General features: G+C 69.3%; 14 protein-coding genes and 1 riboswitch. Of the genes, 2 read left to right on the top strand and 12 right to left on the bottom strand.

The genetic code is table 11. The annotated features are described in order from the left end of the window. Positions 1-2: 2 nt before the first annotated feature. Positions 3-2,066, bottom strand: coding sequence for an ATP-dependent zinc metalloprotease FtsH (gene ftsH, locus ABZ796_RS08615; protein ID WP_357336178.1), 2,064 nt, complete (start codon positions 2,064-2,066; stop codon positions 3-5). 158 nt (positions 2,067-2,224) lie between these two features. Between ftsH and ABZ796_RS08610 the strand changes: the two genes are divergently transcribed. After that, positions 2,225-3,001 (top strand): hypothetical protein, encoded by a 777-nt coding sequence (locus ABZ796_RS08610; protein WP_357336177.1) that lies wholly within the window; start codon positions 2,225-2,227, stop codon positions 2,999-3,001. Positions 3,002-3,044: 43 nt separating this feature from the next. Here ABZ796_RS08610 and hpt read toward each other — a convergent pair whose 3' ends face one another. Genes hpt through dacB form a run of 4 tightly spaced genes read right to left on the bottom strand, consistent with a single transcriptional unit; the run spans position 3,045 to position 7,051 of the window. Next, a complete protein-coding gene (gene hpt / locus ABZ796_RS08605; protein WP_141801736.1) occupies positions 3,045-3,596 on the bottom strand; it encodes a hypoxanthine phosphoribosyltransferase in 552 nt (183 codons plus the stop codon). Positions 3,597-3,606: 10 nt separating this feature from the next. Next, a complete protein-coding gene (tilS, locus tag ABZ796_RS08600; RefSeq protein WP_357336176.1) occupies positions 3,607-4,590 on the bottom strand; it encodes a tRNA lysidine(34) synthetase TilS in 984 nt (327 codons plus the stop codon). Between the two features lie 7 nt (positions 4,591-4,597). After that, positions 4,598-5,647: a zinc-dependent metalloprotease gene (locus ABZ796_RS08595; protein WP_357336175.1), complete on the bottom strand. Its 1,050-nt coding sequence runs from the start codon at positions 5,645-5,647 to the stop codon at positions 4,598-4,600. A gap of 24 nt (positions 5,648-5,671) precedes the next feature. Further along, positions 5,672-7,051, bottom strand: coding sequence for a D-alanyl-D-alanine carboxypeptidase/D-alanyl-D-alanine-endopeptidase (gene dacB, locus ABZ796_RS08590; protein ID WP_357336173.1), 1,380 nt, complete (start codon positions 7,049-7,051; stop codon positions 5,672-5,674). An 86-nt stretch (positions 7,052-7,137) separates the two neighbouring features. Between dacB and ABZ796_RS08585 the strand changes: the two genes are divergently transcribed. Continuing rightward, positions 7,138-7,629, top strand: coding sequence for an inorganic diphosphatase (locus ABZ796_RS08585; protein WP_141796010.1), 492 nt, complete (start codon positions 7,138-7,140; stop codon positions 7,627-7,629). 185 nt (positions 7,630-7,814) lie between these two features. On the opposite strand, the gene ABZ796_RS08580 is transcribed toward ABZ796_RS08585, so the two are convergent. From ABZ796_RS08580 to ABZ796_RS08550, 7 genes are all read right to left on the bottom strand, one after another. Continuing rightward, positions 7,815-8,366, bottom strand: a complete 552-nt coding sequence (locus tag ABZ796_RS08580; RefSeq protein ID WP_357336171.1) for an AAA family ATPase — start codon at positions 8,364-8,366, stop codon at positions 7,815-7,817. 26 nt (positions 8,367-8,392) lie between these two features. Further along, entirely contained in the window at positions 8,393-9,334 is a 942-nt protein-coding gene (locus ABZ796_RS08575; RefSeq protein ID WP_357336169.1) for a type IV toxin-antitoxin system AbiEi family antitoxin domain-containing protein, read from the bottom strand. Positions 9,335-9,597: 263 nt separating this feature from the next. Next, positions 9,598-11,511 carry an acyl-CoA dehydrogenase gene (locus tag ABZ796_RS08570; protein WP_357336168.1) on the bottom strand — a complete coding sequence of 638 codons (1,914 nt, stop codon included), beginning with the start codon at positions 11,509-11,511 and terminating at the stop codon, positions 9,598-9,600. Between the two features lie 30 nt (positions 11,512-11,541). After that, complete coding sequence (locus ABZ796_RS08565; RefSeq protein ID WP_357336166.1) at positions 11,542-12,609, bottom strand: phosphatase PAP2 family protein; 1,068 nt, start codon at positions 12,607-12,609, stop codon at positions 11,542-11,544. Positions 12,610-12,635: 26 nt separating this feature from the next. Beyond that, the gene (locus ABZ796_RS08560; protein WP_357336164.1) at positions 12,636-13,652 is read right to left on the bottom strand and encodes an ABC transporter ATP-binding protein; all 1,017 of its coding nucleotides are present in this window, start codon (positions 13,650-13,652) and stop codon (positions 12,636-12,638) included. Positions 13,653-13,892: 240 nt separating this feature from the next. Next, positions 13,893-15,551 carry an ABC transporter permease subunit gene (locus ABZ796_RS08555; RefSeq protein ID WP_357336162.1) on the bottom strand — a complete coding sequence of 553 codons (1,659 nt, stop codon included), beginning with the start codon at positions 15,549-15,551 and terminating at the stop codon, positions 13,893-13,895. Next, on the bottom strand, positions 15,548-16,624 hold the full coding sequence (locus ABZ796_RS08550; RefSeq protein WP_357336161.1) for a thiamine ABC transporter substrate-binding protein: 1,077 nt from the start codon (positions 16,622-16,624) through the stop codon (positions 15,548-15,550). Before ABZ796_RS08550 ends, ABZ796_RS08555 begins: the two co-directional genes overlap by 4 nt. After that, positions 16,614-16,722, bottom strand: a riboswitch (TPP riboswitch). Its footprint overlaps the gene before it by 11 nt. Positions 16,723-16,746: the final 24 nt, after the last annotated feature.

Raw genomic sequence — 16,746 nt, 5'->3', positions numbered from 1 at the left:
TCTCAGGCGGGCGGGGTGGCCTCGGGCGAGCCGGCCTCGGTCGGCTTGGCGAGGTCGACGCCGTTGGCGGACTGAGCACCGGACTGGGCGCCGGACTGCTTCCCGGCGGCACGGATCGCCTTGGCGAGGTTCTCCTTGTCGCGCTCGACGATCCACCGCGGGATCTCGACCGCAGGACGGTCGGAGGGGCGGCGGGTGTCGGAGCCGGTCCAGGCCGGACGCGGGTCGCGGCGACGCAGCGGCTCGAAGATCTCGGCCACCTCGTGCTTGGACAGCGTCTCCTTCTCGAGGAGCTGCAGCACCAGGTTGTCGAGGACGTCCCGGTTCTCCTCGAGGATGTCGAAGGCCTCCTGGTGCGCGGTGGCGAGGAGCTTCTTGGTCTCGTCGTCGACGACGGCCGCGACCTCTTCGGAGTAGTTGCGCTGGTGACCGATGTCGCGGCCCAGGAACGGCTCGCCGTTGGACTCACCGAGCTTGATCGCACCGAGGCGCTCGGTCATACCGAACTGGGTGACCATCGCGCGGGCGAGGTTGGTCGCCTTCTCGATGTCGTTGCCGGCGCCCGTGGTCGGGTCGTGGAAGATGAGCTCCTCCGCGGCACGGCCACCGAGCATGTAGGAGAGCTTGTTGAGCATCGAGGACCGGGTCTGGCTGTACTGGTCGTCGTCGGGCATGACCAGGTTGTATCCGAGCGCCTTGCCGCGCGGCAGGATCGTGATCTTCTGGACCACGTCCGGCCCCGGCAGCGCCGCGGCGACCAGCGCGTGGCCACCCTCGTGGTAGGCGGTGATGAGCTTCTCCTGCTCGCTCATCAGGCGCGTGCGCTTCTGCGGACCGGCGATGACGCGGTCGATGGCCTCGTCGAGCGCCTTGTTGGTGATCAGCTTCTGGTCGCTGCGAGCGGTCAGCAGCGCGGCCTCGTTGAGCACGTTGGCCAGGTCGGCACCGGAGAAGCCGGGGGTCCGGCGGGCGACCGAGTCGAGGTCGATGTCGCCGGCCAGCGGCTTGCCGCGGGCGTGGACCTGCAGGATCTTCTCGCGACCGGCGAGGTCGGGAGCGTCCACCTGGATCTGGCGGTCGAAGCGACCCGGGCGCAGCAGCGCCGGGTCGAGCACGTCGGGACGGTTGGTCGCCGCGATCAGGATGACCCCGCCGCGTACGTCGAAGCCGTCCATCTCCACGAGGAGCTGGTTGAGCGTCTGCTCGCGCTCGTCGTGGCCACCGCCCATGCCGGCACCGCGGTGACGGCCGACGGCGTCGATCTCGTCGATGAAGACGATGGCGGGAGCGTTCTCCTTGGCCTGCTCGAACAGGTCGCGGACACGGCTCGCACCGACACCGACGAACATCTCGACGAAGTCCGAGCCGGAGATCGAGTAGAACGGCACCCCGGCCTCGCCCGCGACGGCACGCGCGAGCAGGGTCTTACCGGTGCCCGGCTGGCCGTAGAGCAGCACGCCCTTGGGGATCTTGGCGCCGACCGCCTGGAACTTCGCGGGCTCCTGCAGGAACTCCTTGATCTCCTGGAGCTCCTCGACCGCCTCGTCAGCACCGGCGACGTCGGCGAACGTCGTCTTCGGCATGTCCTTGGTGATCAGCTTCGCCTTGGACTTGGCGAACTGCATGACCCCGCGACCGCCACCGCCCTGGACCGAGTTCATCAGGAACAGGAACAGCACGATGATCAGCACGAACGGAAGCAGGAAGCTCAGGATCGAGCCGAGCACGGAGGGCTTGGCGACCTCGGAGTTGAACTCCTTGAGGTTGTCACCCTCGGCCTCGGTCTTGCGCACCATCTCGATGAGCGCTTCCTGATCGCCGTCGACCCACGAGGTCGTGACCTCGGCGCCGCCGTCGCGGACACCCTTGACCAAGGTCGCCTTGATCTCCTGGTCGCCGTCGACGAACGTGATCTCCTTGACCTCGTCCTTCTGGATGTACTGGGTCAGCTCGCTGGTGGTGATCTCGTCACCGCCGTTGCGAGGGGCCAGATACTGCAGCGCCAGGATCACACCGAGCACTGCCAGGATGATCCAGAGCCAAGGACCTTTGAATATGCGCTTCACAGGCTTCTTTCAACCGTTACGGGGTCAGACACGCACGCAGGGCAGCGTGCTCGTCATTTAGAACGACGGTACACGCCAAATCGTGCCCGAACCCACCTGAGCGGTTCCGCCATCAGCGAAAGCGCGGCTCCGGCCGAGCGCTGACCTAGGGTGTGGCCATGACCCAGAACGGGGCGGGGACGCCTGCTGCCAGGAGCAGCTCCGACAGCCGTGTCGCCTGGTTGATCATCGGGGTGCTTGTCTTCCTCGCGATCGCCCTCGTCATCGCCGCCGGCGTGGTCGCCACGCGGCTGGTGGTGCAGGCCTCCGGTGACGAGCCGGCCCCGCCGGCCTCGCCGTCGGGGGCTGCGCCGACGAGCACGCCCCCACCCGCCTCGGTCCCGCCCGCGCCAGTCCCGGACGGCGCCTGGAAGCCGGTGACCTCGGCCAAGGACGGGATGAGCTATGACGTACCTCCGGACTGGGAGCCGGGACCGGACACGCTCGCCGGGTTCGAGTCACCCGCCGGCGAGGTCACGGCGCTCATGCACGGCATCGCGACCTACGGCGACGACTGGTGCGACGACAACTGGCACACCCTGGTCGGCTTCGTCACCCCGGGCTCGATCTCCGACAAGGGTTCGATCGAGGCCACCGCGATGCACTGGGCCAAGGCGGCCGCTCAGGACGACGGCGGCGGCAACCCGACCGGATCGCTCGGTGAGCCGCGGACGGTCGAGGTCGACGGTGGCCGGACCGCCGCCACCTCGGTCACGGCGACGGTCACGCCGCTCAGCCAGAAGTGTCCGGTGCCCACCATCGAGGTCACCGTGGTGTCGGTGCCCAAGCCGTCGGGCCAGGCGCTCTTCGTGGTCGTCGCCGACCGGGGCGCCGAGGGGTCGAACCCGGACGCAGCGCTCGCGAAGGTGATCGCCAGCGTGCGTCCGGCCGGCTGAGACCGGCTGGGGCTCAGCTGCGCCTATCGCTTCGGGCTCCGCTTCAGCTGTAGATGTGCGGCGCGAGGGTCGAGATGTCGCGCAGGTTGCGGTACTTCTCGTTGAAGTCGAGGCCGTAGCCGACCACGAACTCGTCGGGGATGTCCCAGCCGACGTACTTCACGTCGACCGGCATGCTGACCGCCTCGGGCTTGCGGAGCAGGGTGGCGATCTCGATGCTCGCCGGACCGCGGCTGGTGAGGTTGGAGGTCAGCCAGGTCAGGGTCAGGCCGGAGTCGATGATCTCGTCCACGACGAGCACGTGCTTGCCGGTGACGTCGGTGTCGAGGTCCTTCAGGATCCGCACCACACCGGACGACTTGGTGCCGGAGCCGTAGGAGGAGACGGCCATCCAGTCCATCTCGACGTGGCGGTTCAGGGCGCGGGCGAGGTCGGCCATGATCATCACGGCGCCGCGCAGGACGCCGACGATCAGCAGCTCCTGGCCCTCGTAGTCCTTCTCGATCCGGCGGGCCAGCTCTTCGACCTTCGCCTGGATCTCGTCGTGGGTGAACAGGGTCTTCACGAGGTCGTCGCCGACGTACTCGGTGTCCATGTCCGTCACTCTAAGCGCTCGGCGTGAACGGTCCCGATTCGAAGGCGATACCACCGTTCGTACGCTTCGCGCGGAGGTGTCCCGGGAGGTCGATCCAGCGCTGGCCGCGCCAGCCGGTGACCAGCTCGTCGACGGCCTTGACGTGCTCGCGGGTGAGCTCCGCGGGCGGGCTGCCGGCTTCGAGCGCGGCGATCCGGAGGACTCGGGTGCGGACGGCGGCTGGATACTGCGCGAGGGTCTCGACCGGAAGGGATCCGCCTAGGTCGCGGTGCATCGCCTCGGCGATGTCGTCGATGAAGTCGGCGTCCTCACGGAGCTGCTCCGCGGTGCGGGCCAGCGCGTCGGCGACCCCCGGGCCGAGATCCTCCTCGAGCGTGGGCAGGACGCGGTGGCGGATGCGCGCGCGGGTGTAGGCGAAGTCGCGGTTGTGCGGGTCCTGCCAGACCTCGAGCCCCTCGACCTGACAGGCGGTCTCGGTGTCGATCCTGGTGGTGCCGAGCAGGGGCCGTCGGTAGCGGTCGAACTGTGCGCGCATCCCGGAGAGACTGCGCGCACCCGAGCCCCGGGTGAGGCCCAGCAGCACGGTCTCGGCCTGGTCGTCACGGGTGTGGCCGAGCAGGATCACGCTCGCGCCGAGGCGCTCGGCGAGCTGGTCGAGGACGGCGTAACGGGCCTGTCGCGCCGCGGCCTCGGGCCCCTCGCCGTCGGCCTGGATCTCCACCGTCGCGGTCACGGTCTCGTCGACGCCCATCTCGGCGAGCTGTCCGACGACCTTCGCGGCCTGCACGTCGCTGCCGTCCTGCAGCCCGTGGTCGACGGTCGCGCCGATGATGTGCAGCCCGAGCTTGTGGCCCTCGAAGACCGCCGCGGAGGCCAGCGCCAGGGAGTCGGCTCCCCCGGAGCAGGCCACCATCACCTTCTCCCCCGGCTCGAGCCGCTCGAGCGTGGCGCGGACCGGGCGGCGTACGGCTGCGAGGGAGGGGTGCAGGCTCACTCCGGACTCACAGGACGCGGGTGACCCAGGCGTCCGGGTCGACGATCTCGGCCTTCGTGGGGAGGTTCTCGGGGCCGACGAAGACGGCGTTGAACTCCTCCATGCCGACCCGGTCGACCACGTGGCGTACGAACTTCGCGCCGTCGCGGTACTGCGCCATCTTGGCCTCCAGCCCGAGCAGGCGGCGCAGCAGGCGGTCGAGGACGCCGATGCCCTGGCGGCGCTTGTTGAAGGCCTTGCGGATCGTGGTGACGCTGGGGATCACGCCGGGGCCGACATCGTCCATGACCACGTCGGCGTGGCCCTCGAGCAGCGACATCATCCCGGTGACCCGGTCGATGATCTCCTTCTGCTCGGGCTTGGCGAACGCGTCCACGATGCTGCCGTTGCCCTTGAGCGCCTCGGCGACGCGCTGCAGCCCGCCGTCGAAGAGCGAGGCCGGGTCCATCGCGTCGGAGAGGCCCTCGATCTGGGCGAAGAGGTGGTCGCGCATCCACGGGCTGGCGGTGAACTGGACCCGGTGAGTCTCCTCGTGGAGGCAGACCCAGAGCCGGAAGTCGGTCGGGTCCAGGCCGAGCTCGCGCTCGACGTGGACGGCGTTGGGGGCGACCAGCAGCAGCCGTCCCGACGGGCCGTAGAACGGGTCGAACTGGCCGAGGATCTTCGAGGACATGAAGCCGAGCAGGCCGCCGACCTCGGCCGCGCTGATCTTGGAGCCGACCGCCTGGGTGAGCACTCCCGGGGCGCGCTTCGCCGTGATCCGGTCGACCACGGGCGAGATCACGTGGGCGAAGGTGTCGGCGTTGGCCTGGATCCAGCCCCTTCGGTCCACCACCAGGACCGGCGCGGTGTCGCGGGGCGCGTCCAGGCCGGTGAAGGCGCGGACGAACTCGGTCGCCTTGGCGGCGTCCGCACGCAGCTCCTCGACCGCGTGCTGGGCCTCGCTGCGCGAGACGATCGGGCCGTCTCCGGCGACCGTCGCACCGAGGCGTACGGCCAGGTCCCAGTCGACCATGGTCGCTCCGGACGGGGTCGGGTCCTCAGCACGATGGGTCATGCGTACGACCGTAGCCGACCGGACCTATGCCGAGCATCGACACGTCGCGACGGCCGTGATCGCGTCATCGAGGGCGTCGCGTACGTCCAGGGTCTGCTCGGGTTTGAACCCGTCGGCCATGAGTACGACGACGAACGGCGTGCCGCGGGCGTCGACCGCGATGCCGGAGAGCCCGGAGACGCCGGTGAGGGTGCCGGTCTTCGCCCGGACGCGGCCGCGACCCGGCTCGGCGTCGAAGTTGAACCGCCGCGAGAGCGAGCCGACCCAGCCGGCGACCGGGAGGCCCGTCAACGCCGGGGCGAGCTCGGGGCGGTTGGAGCTGGCGGCGGTCTGGAGCGTGCTCACCAGCAGCGTCGGCGGGATCCGGTTCTGCCGGGAGAGGCCGGAGCCGTCGACGAGGACCAGGCCGGTGGTGTCGATACCGAGCTCCTTCAGCGTCGCCGTGATCGCCGCGGTGGAGCCGTCGAACGTCGGTGCTCCTTCTGCGAGCCCGACGTGGCGAGCGAGGATCTCGGCGAGCTGGTTGTCGCTGTGCTGCAGCGTGTATTCGACGATCGCGCGCAGGGTGTCGCCCTGACGTACGGCGAGCTGGGTGCCTGCCTTCGCTCCTCTCGCGGGCTTCCCATGGACCTTGATCCCGTGCTTGGCCAGGGCCTTCTTGAACTGCTCGGCGGCCTGCGCGGACGGGTCCCGGCTGTAGCCCGACGACTGGGAACCGCCGTGGTCGACCGACAGCGCGGTGATCCCGCCGACCTCCTCGCCCAGGTAGGTGCGTCGCCACGTGGGACTCACCGTGGGACCACCGAAGAGACTGTCGTCGTAGGCCAGAGTGACCGACTTGGTGGTGCCGAGCTCTCGGGCCGTCTCGGCGGCGAGGGCGTCCAGGTCGCTGGTGCTGAGAGATGCGTCACCTCCGCCGACGAGGGTGACGGTGCTCCCCTGAAGGGTGGTGCTGGTCTCGAACCGGCGCTCGGGGCCGTACGCCTCGAGCACCGCGACGCTGGTCAGCAGCTTGGTGACGCTCGCCGGGGTCGCGGCCCCGGTGCCGTGGGTGACCAGCGGGTCGCCCGCGAGCGGCGCGATCGCCGCCTTGAGGTGCTTGCCGAGCCGCTTGTCGCGGACCATCTCCCGCATCACCTGTTCCAGCGCGGCCTGATCAGGCTTTCCCGGGGCCTTGGTCTGCTCGCCCGCGACCGCCGCGGGACTGACGGCGGCGATGCTCAACGGGGCCGGCGGAGGGGTCGGCGCGACGTTGCCGCGGGCGTAGCGGACCCACCCCAAGGCGTACGCCCCTGCCGCGGCGGCCACCAGGAGCGCCAGCACCAGCGGCACCACGATCGCCAGCTTCCCGCGGCTCTCGTCCGTCTCCTCTGACGGCCACTTGGGCGAGGTGTCAGGCTCCACGGATATCCTCCTCGATGCCGGGTCTGACGCCGATCGGTGTCAGACTGTCCGGCATTCCGTTTTTGGGTTTGTCTGGAGGCAGAGAAGTGACGCAGGAGTTCGACGTACTGATCGAGGTCCCCAAGGGATCCCGCAACAAGTACGAGGTGGACCACGAGTCGAACCGGCTTCGACTCGACCGCGTGCTGTTCACCTCCATGATGTACCCCGCAGACTACGGCTACATCGAAGACACCCTCGGTGGGGATGGTGACCCGCTCGACGCGCTCGTGCTCACCCCGTATCCCTTGTTCCCCGGTGTGCTGGTCCAGGCGCGCCCCGTCGCGATGTACGTCATGGAGGACGAGAAGGGCCAGGACGAGAAGGTCCTCTGCGTCCCCTGCGATCCCCGCTTCGACCACATCCAGGACCTCGCGGACGTCGACGAGTGGACGCTGAACGAGATCAAGCACTTCTTCGAGCACTACAAGGACCTCGAGCCCGGCAAGACCGTCAAGGGTTCCGACTGGGTCGGCAAGGCCGCCGCGGAGTCGGAGATCGCCGCCTCCATCGACCGGTTCAAGAACACCGCTCACTGAGGCCCGGCACCTCGACGTTGACCGAGGCGATGTCCTGAGCTTGTCGAAGGGTGGCTCGGTCGGGCGGCGGATGCTGACCGAGGTAACTCGGTCGGGCGGCGGATGCTCACCGAGGTAACTCGGTTGAGTCGCACTGCCTTCGTGGAGTTCCACGAAGGCAGTGTCTGTTCACCGAGGTAACTCGGTCAGCATTCACCCAGCGCGGCACGCAAGGAGTTGTACGCCGCGTCGACCTCGCCCGCGACGCTCTGGACGACCTTCGTCGCGGGGCGTTGTGCCACCAGTTCGGCGAGCCTGGAGGCGTATGCACGGAGGTGCTCGTCGCCGCCGGACTCCGCCACGATCTCTCTCACGATCGGGTGCCAGGGATCGCTGCCGTCATCGCGCGCATGGAAACGGCGTAGCGCGTCGTCCTCGACGGCCTCGAGCATGACCTCCACGAACTCGGCGCCGGCGTCGTGCGTCGCCCTCTCGAAACGTTCGAGCTCGCTGACCCTGGCGAACAGCTGTGGAAGCACCACGTCGCCGGACTCGCTGAGGTAGCCGTGGATCAGCCCTAACGCCGCTGGCCGGATCCGGGCTCCGGCGCCGAGGAAGTCGTCTCGCCATCCGCTGATGTAGGTGCGCAGCAGGTCGATGTCACACACCAGCGTGCCGGGGTGGTCGGTGGCGAAGCGCCTGGCGAGCGTCGACTTTCCTACGCCGGGCATTCCGTTGATGAGGATCAGCCTGGCCACCTGGTCAGTCAACCACCCTGGCAGGATCAGCCCGCGATCCGCATCCGGGACTCGAACCTCCCCAGCGTCCGGCGCGGGCTGTCCAGGTCGTCCCAGACGACGCGCACGAAACCGTAGTCCGTGATCTCCCGGATCTCGTCCTCACGCCGCTTCTCCTCGAACACCGCGTCGCTGGGTGACTGACCGGGCCTGAGCAGCTTTCCGTACTTCACCTTGCCGTCGAACTCACCGAACAACCTGAACTGCGGCCAGGCCCAGTCGACGATGCCGACGAGCGAACCGTCCGCACGGTAGATCGGCACCTGCAGCTCCGGGCGAGGCAGACCTCCGACGCGGAACAACCACAGACAGCGCGACTCCGCGATCGATCCCGACAGCGGATCAGCATGGGCGACAGCGGCTCCGAGCGGATGGCTGAAGGGCCACTGGTTCATCCGCTGGTATTCGGCGATCAGCTCTTCCTTCGTGAATGCCTTCGCTCGGAGGCCGGCATCAAGGAGGCACTGTGTGACCTCGTCGTTGGCCTGGAGGCTTGTCTCCAGCGCGCATCGAACCGCAGGCAACGTACGCAGCCCGTCCTGTGTCCCGACCTCGTCCTCGCCGACCACGCCCAGGTGGTGGACGACGTCTCCTTCGAGCGGCCTTCCGGCGCCATCGAGCCTGGTCACATGCACCTTGGTGAGGTCGACACCCCACAGGTCGATCCCATGAGCGACCATGCCGGACACGTGGCTCAGAGCGATCTTGCCGCCCAGGGACCGCTGCACCGCCCGGGCACGCACGCGGTGGCGCCCGACCGCGTCAAGCGCTGCCCACTCATCGGAGAACACATACGCACCGCGTCTGATCCGGTGCCACGCGCCCTGGCGGACGACCGCGGTGATCTCGCGGTCTGCGTAGCCGGCGTTCTTGGCTTCGCGGCGGGTGAAGAAGCCTTCGCCAGCGGTGATGATTCGTAGTGGGTCCATGCGTCCAGGCTTCGTCCCTGCACCGACATTTCCGACCGCAAATGGGCTCGCTGTGGATAACCCCGTCCCGAACGTCGCCTGTGGAGAGCCAGCGGCCCATGTCTTGCATCATGTGCGGGCGGATGCTCACCGAGGTAACTCGGCGAGCGACCACTGCCTTCGCGGAACTCCACGATGACAGTGACACCCGACCGAGTTACCTCGGTGAGCATCCACCCCCGCCGCCGCCCCGCCGCCGCCCCGCCGCCGGCCCGCCCCAAGCCTCAGCCGATCAGATCCTTCGCGCGCAACAGCTCCTCAGGCACACCGAAGCCGTCGACGAGCAGCCGCGCGTGCGGGCGGAGCTCGCGGCAGAGGCGGTTGACCTCGGCGGTGATGGCCTTGGAGCGCTCGGAGGAGAGGCGGCCGTGCTCCATGAACCAGGCGCGGTCGGCCTCGATGACCGAGAGAGCGCTGAGGTCGCAGACGAGGTCCATCAGGTCCCGCACAGGCCCCGAAGGCAGCCCGCGGACCTTCTCCCGGAACGCCTCGTGGATCAGCCGCTCCACGTGCGCGTGAGCGACGCCGATGACATGGTCCTGCACCCTGGAGAAGACGGCACCGGGCTCGTCCCCGGCCTTCACCCCGGACTGGAGTCGACGGGCGACGCCGGCGAGCATGTGCTCCTCGCGGAAGCGCAGCATCGCCAGGTGGTAGTCGGCGTCGAGGATGTCCGGCTCCCGCTCGCCCGCGACCGGAACGACGTCGCGGACGCGCTCGAGCAGCTTGTGCACGGCCGTCCGCTCCAGGACCGTCTCGACGGCGAGACCGGCGACGAAGCGTACGAGGTCCAGCTGGTCCATCTCCTCGAACTCGCTGGAGTAGCCGGTGAGCAGGCCCTTGGCGACCAGCTGCAACAGCACCGTGTTGTCGCCCTCGAAGGTCGTGAAGACGTCCGTGTCGGCCTTCAGAGCAGCGAACCGGTTGGCGGCCAGGTAGCCCGCCCCGCCGCACGCCTCCCGGCACTCCTGGATGGTCCGGGTCGCGTGCCAGGTCGCCAGGGCCTTGGTGCCGGCCGCTCGGGACTCGAGCTCACGCCGGGCGTGCTCCGAGGTCGAGACGCCGGAGAAGACGTCGTGCAGGTCGTCGCGTACGACCTCCTGCGCGAAGCGCAGCGCGTAGGTCCGCGCGACCAGCGGCAGCAGCCGCCGCTGGTGCTGGCCGTAGTCCAGGAGCAGCGACTCCTCGGCGTCCGACGACGTCTCGAACTGCCGGCGCCGCAGCGCGTAGCGGACCGCGATCGTCAGCGCGACCTCCGACGCCCGGATCCCGGCGCCGCCGACCGAGACCCGGCCCTGCACGAGGGTGCCGAGCATCGTGAAGAAGCGCCGCCCGGCCGACTCGATCTCGGAGACGTACTCGCCCGCTTCGGTGACGTCCGCGAAACGGTTCAACAAGGACGTACGCGGCACCCGCACGCCGGAGAACCACAGCCGCCCGTTGTCGACGCCGTTGAGCCCCATCTTGGGGCCGTCGTCCTCGATCCGTACGCCGGGAGCGGGTGCGCCGGCGACCCGGATCGGCACCACGAGAGCGTGGACCCCACGCTCCTCGCCCCCGACCACGAGCTGAGCGAAGACCACCGCGAGCTCACCGTGAGCCGCGGCGTTGCCGATGTAGTCCTTGTACGCATCCTCCCGGGTCGTCTCGATGACGAACTCCTGCGCAGCCGGATCGTAGGTGGCCACGGTCCCCACCGCGGCCACGTTGGACCCGTGGCCGTGCTCGGTCATCGCGAAGCAGCCGAGCACGCGCCCGGACACGATGTCGGCGAGATACCGATCGTGGTGGCGCGCCGTGCCGAGCTGCAGGATCGCACCACCGAAGAGCCCGAACTGCACGCCCGACTTCACCAGCAGCGACAGGTCGCCGCCGGCCATCTCCTCGAAGGCGGCGATGGAGGCGCCGACGTCACCGCCGCCGCCGTACTCCTTCGGGAACCCGAGCCCGGTCAGACCGGTCGCGGAGACGTCGAGGAGCACCTCCCGCACACGCTCGCGATACTCCGGCCGGGCCAGTTCCTCGACCTCGTCGAGGAAGTCGGCGCGCTCGATCAGGGACTTGCGTACGTCCTCCCGGACTCCCGCGTACCGCCCGTCGAGAAGTGAAGTCAGTGCTGTGGCATCGATGGCGTTCACGCCGCCACCCTATGCCGGGTCGGGCCAGGATCAGGTCAGCTCGTGGGCGACCTTCGCCTCACGCTCGGCGATCTCGTCGGACTCCGGGACGAGCCGCCGCACACCCTTGCGCTGGAACTTCTGGTTGGCCACCAGGCCGCCGACGTAGTAGGCGACGAGCGCGATCATGCAGCCCGCGATGTCGTCGGCGAGGTAGTGCCAGCCGAAGTAGACGGTCGCGACGACGGTGATCCCGAAGTTGATCCAGCCTGCCCAGCGGGCGATCTTGTTCTTGACCGTGGCCTGGATCATCAGCGCCACCAGCAGCGTGATGCCGCAGTGCAGCGAGGCGAAGCCGCCGACCGACTGCACCACGTTGGCGTCCACGTCGAACAGGACGTGTTGTCGGGTGAAGACCAGCGACTCCATCAGGCTGCTCGCGGGCGTGTCCGGCAGGTCGGCGTAGAGATAGGGGTACTGCAGGCCCGGGCCGACCGTCGGCAGACAGTAGTAGGAGACCGTGCCGAGGATCCAGGCGATGCACTGCGAGCTCACGAACCAGTAGCCGTAGGCGAGGTTGCGCGACCACACCAGCCAGCCGGCGACGGCGAACGGCACCAGCGGCAGGAACCACATGTAGATGTAGGAGAGGAACCAGGCCACCCAGCCGGTGCCGAGCAGGTCGTGGAGCAGGATCGCCGGGTCGGCGCCGAAGAGCACCGCCTTGTCGATCAGGTGCAGCTCGTGATCGAACTCATAGGTCTCCGGCACCACGAACGGCAGGAACGACTTGAGGTTCCGGTAGCAGACGTAGACCAGGTAGAAGCAGACGATGCCCATCGCCACGAGCGTCAGCCGCTCACGGGTCCAGTGGGTGCGGACCCGCTCCTTGAAGATCGGCCCCATGGCCTTCCACTTGAACTTCGCCAACCACAGCGTGCGTGGCACGAGGTCGACGAGGAGCGCAGCCCCGACGAGGAGGGGAAGGCGGAGCCAGGACGGTCCGAGGAAGCCCTCCGGGTCGAGCATGCGCTTGTCGACGATCTGCGCGGTCACGACTGCGATCAGGCCGAAGATCAGCGCGCTGCTGACGAGGAAGATCTGAGCGCGGCGATACATAGCCGCTGATTCTAAGTGGCGGATGGTTACGGTGCCGATTCCTGGGCGCATGATTTCCGGCCGCTCGATCCGGGGATGGCCAGCCGGTTCGGCTCGACCCTCAGCCTGACCGTCTCCCCCGGAGCCGACGCCGAGTCGGCGACGGCGTCGACCTCACCGACATCCTCGAGACGTACGACGATCCGGTGCTGCTCCGGCGTAGCCCTGGCCGAGATCACGGTGCCGGTGAGCGGGCCGGCCGGGTCGGCGACGAAGGCGGAGCGGCGCAGCGCGACCGAGGCGGCCGGTGCCATCCCGGCGGCCTTCAGGACGATGGCCGCCGCCGGCCCCTCGAGCACGCGGGCGTAGCCCAGGAACAGGGCGGCCCAGGTGTCCGTCGGCCGCGCCCACACCTCGCGGAGCGTGCCCTCCTGCACCAGGCGACCCTCGCGCAGCAGCGCGATCCGGTCGGCCACCGCGAAGGCCTCCTCCTGGTCGTGGGTGACCATCAGGGCGGTGGTGCCCGCCTCGTGGAGGATTCGTCGCAGGTCGCCCGCGAGCCGTTCCCGCAGCCCGGCGTCGAGCGCCGAGAGCGGCTCGTCGAGAAGCAGCAGCCGCGGCTCGACAGCGAGCGCTCGAGCGAGCGCGACCCGCTGCCGTTCGCCGCCGCTCAGTGTGCCCGGGAGGCGGTCCTGGTACCCGGCCAGCCCGACGAGCTCGAGCAGGTCGGCGACCCTCCGTGCCCGGTCGGTGGCCGAGATTCGTCGCAACCGCATCGAGTAGGCGACGTTGTTCGCGACGCTGAGATGCGAGAACAGCTGCCCGTCCTGGAACATCAGCGCGAAGCCTCGCTTGTGCGTCGGCACCCCGCGCATCGGCCGCCCGTCCCAGCTGATCTCCCCCGTCGCCGGCTCCAGCCCCGCCACGGCCCGCAACAGCGTCGACTTGCCCGATCCCGACGGCCCGAGCAGCGCCAGCACCTCCCCGTCCGCCAGCTCCAGGCTGACGTCCGAGACGGCCGCCTTCCCGTCGTACGCCACCGACACCTCACGCAGCGACAGCATCGCAACCTCGATCCCGCCGAAGCGTCAGCCCGGTCGCCCGAAGCGTCAGTCCGGTCGGCCGAAGCGTCAGCCCCGTCGGCCGAGTCGGCATAGCCGTGACGTCTCGACCGACGTACGTGACGTCTCGGCCGACGTACCTGACGTCTCGGCCGACGGGGCTGACGTCTCGACCGACCGGCGTGACGCTTCGGCCGACGTACGTGACGCCTCGGCCGACGGGGCTGACTTCTCGGCGTGGGATCACAGTGCTCCGATCGAAGGTACGCGGAGACGCTCGACGAGGAGCATCACGACGGCGGTGGCGGCGGCTAGGACACAGGCGGCGGCGAGGGCCATGCCGTAGTTGTCGGACCCCGGACGCGACAGGAGCCGGAGGATAACGACAGGGAGCGTTGGCCGCTCCTCGCGGACGAGGAAGGACGTCGCGCCGAACTCCCCGAGCGATGCCGCGAAGGCGAAGCCGGAGGACGCGAGGAGGGGCTTCCAGATGGCAGGTACGTCGACCGTCATGACCGCGCGCAACGGCCCGGCACCGAGCCCGGCGGCGGCCTGGCGGAGGCGGTCGTCGACCGACGCCAGGACCGGCACCAACGTCCTCACCACCAGAGGCAGCGCGACCAGCGCCTGCGCCAGCGGCACCAACCACGGCTCGTCGCGGAAGTCGAGCGGGGCCGACCCGAGTGTCAGGTAGAGCCCGAGTCCCAGCGTGACGGCGCTGACCCCGAGCGGCACCATGAACAGCCCGTCCAGGAGGGAGCGCACCCGGCGCTCGGCCACCGAACGGGACCGGCGGGTCACCGCGAACGCCACCAGCAGCCCGAGCGCCAGCGCGACCAGCGCGGCCTGCACGGCGACCGCCAGCGAGGTCAGCAGCGCGGTCGTGACCGGCACCGGCAGCGGTGGGTCGAACCCCGGGGTCTGCAGGGCCGTGTAGTTCCGCAGGCTCCACCGGTCATCGGCTCGCAGCGACCCGAGCAGCAGGGCGAGCAGCGGCCCGGCGACCAGCAGGACCAGCACCGACGTGGCCGCCAGGGCCGGGATGTCCCGCAGTGTGACCCGACGGCGGCGTACGACGACCCGGGACTGCGTGGGGTCCGGCACCGAGCGCAGCCGGCCGGCGACGACGAGCAACCCGATGACGACCAACAGCTGGAGCACCGAGAGGACAGCGGCGCCGGGAAGGTCGAACAGCGTGAAGGTCAGCTTGTAGATCTCGGTCTCGATGCTGTTGTAGCGCACCCCGCCGAGGGTGAGCACGATCCCGAACGCGGTGGCGCAGAAGAGGAAGACCACCGACGCCGCCGAGACGATCGCGGGACGCAGCGCGGGCAAGGTGATCGTCAACAGCACCCGGGAAGGCGACGCCCCGAGCGCGGCAGCAGCCTCGCCGGGACGCGGGTCGAGCGACTCCCAGGCCGCCCCGACCGCACGGATCACGACCGAGGCGTTGAAGAAGACCAGCCCGAGGATGATCGCGGTCGGCGTCCCGTCGAGCCCCAGCCCGGACAAGACGCCGGCTTCGCCGATGAGCTCGCGGAAGGCGACCCCGACGACGACGGTGGGGAGTACGAACGGCACCAGCAGCCCCGCCCGGATGACCCGCTGCAGCGGAAAGCTCAGCCGATGAAGTGCGAACGCAGCAGGCAACCCCAGAGCGACGCTCAGCACCGTCGCCAGCCCCGAGGACCACAGCGTGAACCAGAGCGCCCGCTGGATCTCCGGGCGCCCCACGACCCTGGAGACGACCGACGGATCGAAGGATCCGTCGAAGAACAGGCCGCGCTGCACCATCCCCACGACCGGCAGGACGAAGAAGACCGCCAGCACGGCCACCGGGAGGGCGGCGAGCGCGACCAGGGTCGCGATTCGCCGGGTCACAGCGCGACGGGTGGAGCTCACTGCGCGATCGTGTCGCTCCAGGTCGCCAGCCACGCTTCCCGGTTCTCGTCGATCTTCTCGGGCTCGACGGAGAGCGGTGAGGTCGGCTGCTGGGCGAACTTCGCCCAGTCGACGGGCAGCTCGACGCCGGAGGAGACGGGGAACACGTACATGCTCTCGGGCAACGCCCTCTGCACGCTGTCGGAGAGCAAGAAGTCGATCAGCGCCTGGGCGCCCTCGGGGTGGTCGGCCCCCTTGAGCACGCCGGCGTACTCGACCTGTCGGAAGCAGGTGTCGAGCAGCGCGGAGGTCGTCGTCTTGCCGTCCTTGACGGTGAAGGCCGGCGAGGAGTCGTAGGAGACGACGATCGGACGCGTCCCCTTGCCGCCGCCCTGGGTGAAGTCGGAGTAGTAGGCCTGGTCCCAGCCGTCGACGACCTTGGTGCCGTTGTCCATCAGCTTGCCCCAGTAGTCGGCCCAGCCGTCCTCGCCGTACTCGGCGACGGTCGCAAGCAGGAAAGCCATCCCCGGCGTGGACGTCGCGGCGCCCGGCGTCACGAAGAGATCCTTGTACGCCGGTTCGGCCAGGTCGTCGAGCGACTCCGGCGGCGTCAGCTTCTTCGCCGCGAACCACTCGGTGTCGATGTTGACGCACACGCTGCCGTTGTCGACCGGGGTGAGGAAGTGCTCCTCGTCCCCCGGGAGGTTGAAGTCGGAGACGCCCTCGGGGACCTCGGAGGGCGTGTACGCCTCCAGCGCGCCCTGGTCGATCGCCCGGCTGGCGAAGGTGTTGTCGACGCCGAAGACCGCGTCGCCGTCGGGGTTGCCGGTGTCCATGGCGATCTTGGTGGTCAGCTCGCCGCCGTCGCCCGCGTGCCGGATCTCGGCGGTATAGCCCGTCTTCTCTGTGAACTCGGCCAGCACCTCCTTCGGCAGCGTGAAGCTGTCGTGAGTCAGCAGCACGACCGACTTGTCGTCGGCGCCGCTCGACTTCTCCGCGTCCGGCTCGGCGGGGGTGCCCCCGCAGGCGGACAGCAGCAGCGCCGAGACCGAGGCGATCGCAGTGGCAGTGATGGCAGGCGTACGCTTGCGCACTCTGACTCCCTTCGCCGGTGTCAACCGGAGCAGGTTCGGAGGGTCTGCGGCGCTGTTCGCCGCACTCTCAGGCCTCCCGGCCTCCCCTGTCTGTTCCCGCAAACCCTACTGCTTGCGAGAAT

This window comes from Nocardioides sp. NPDC047086, from assembly GCF_040643685.1.
In the GTDB taxonomy this organism is placed as follows: Bacteria; Actinomycetota; Actinomycetes; order Propionibacteriales; family Nocardioidaceae; genus Nocardioides.
Note: the sequence above shows the minus strand (reverse complement) of the source record. Positions and strands in the feature narration are given on the sequence as shown.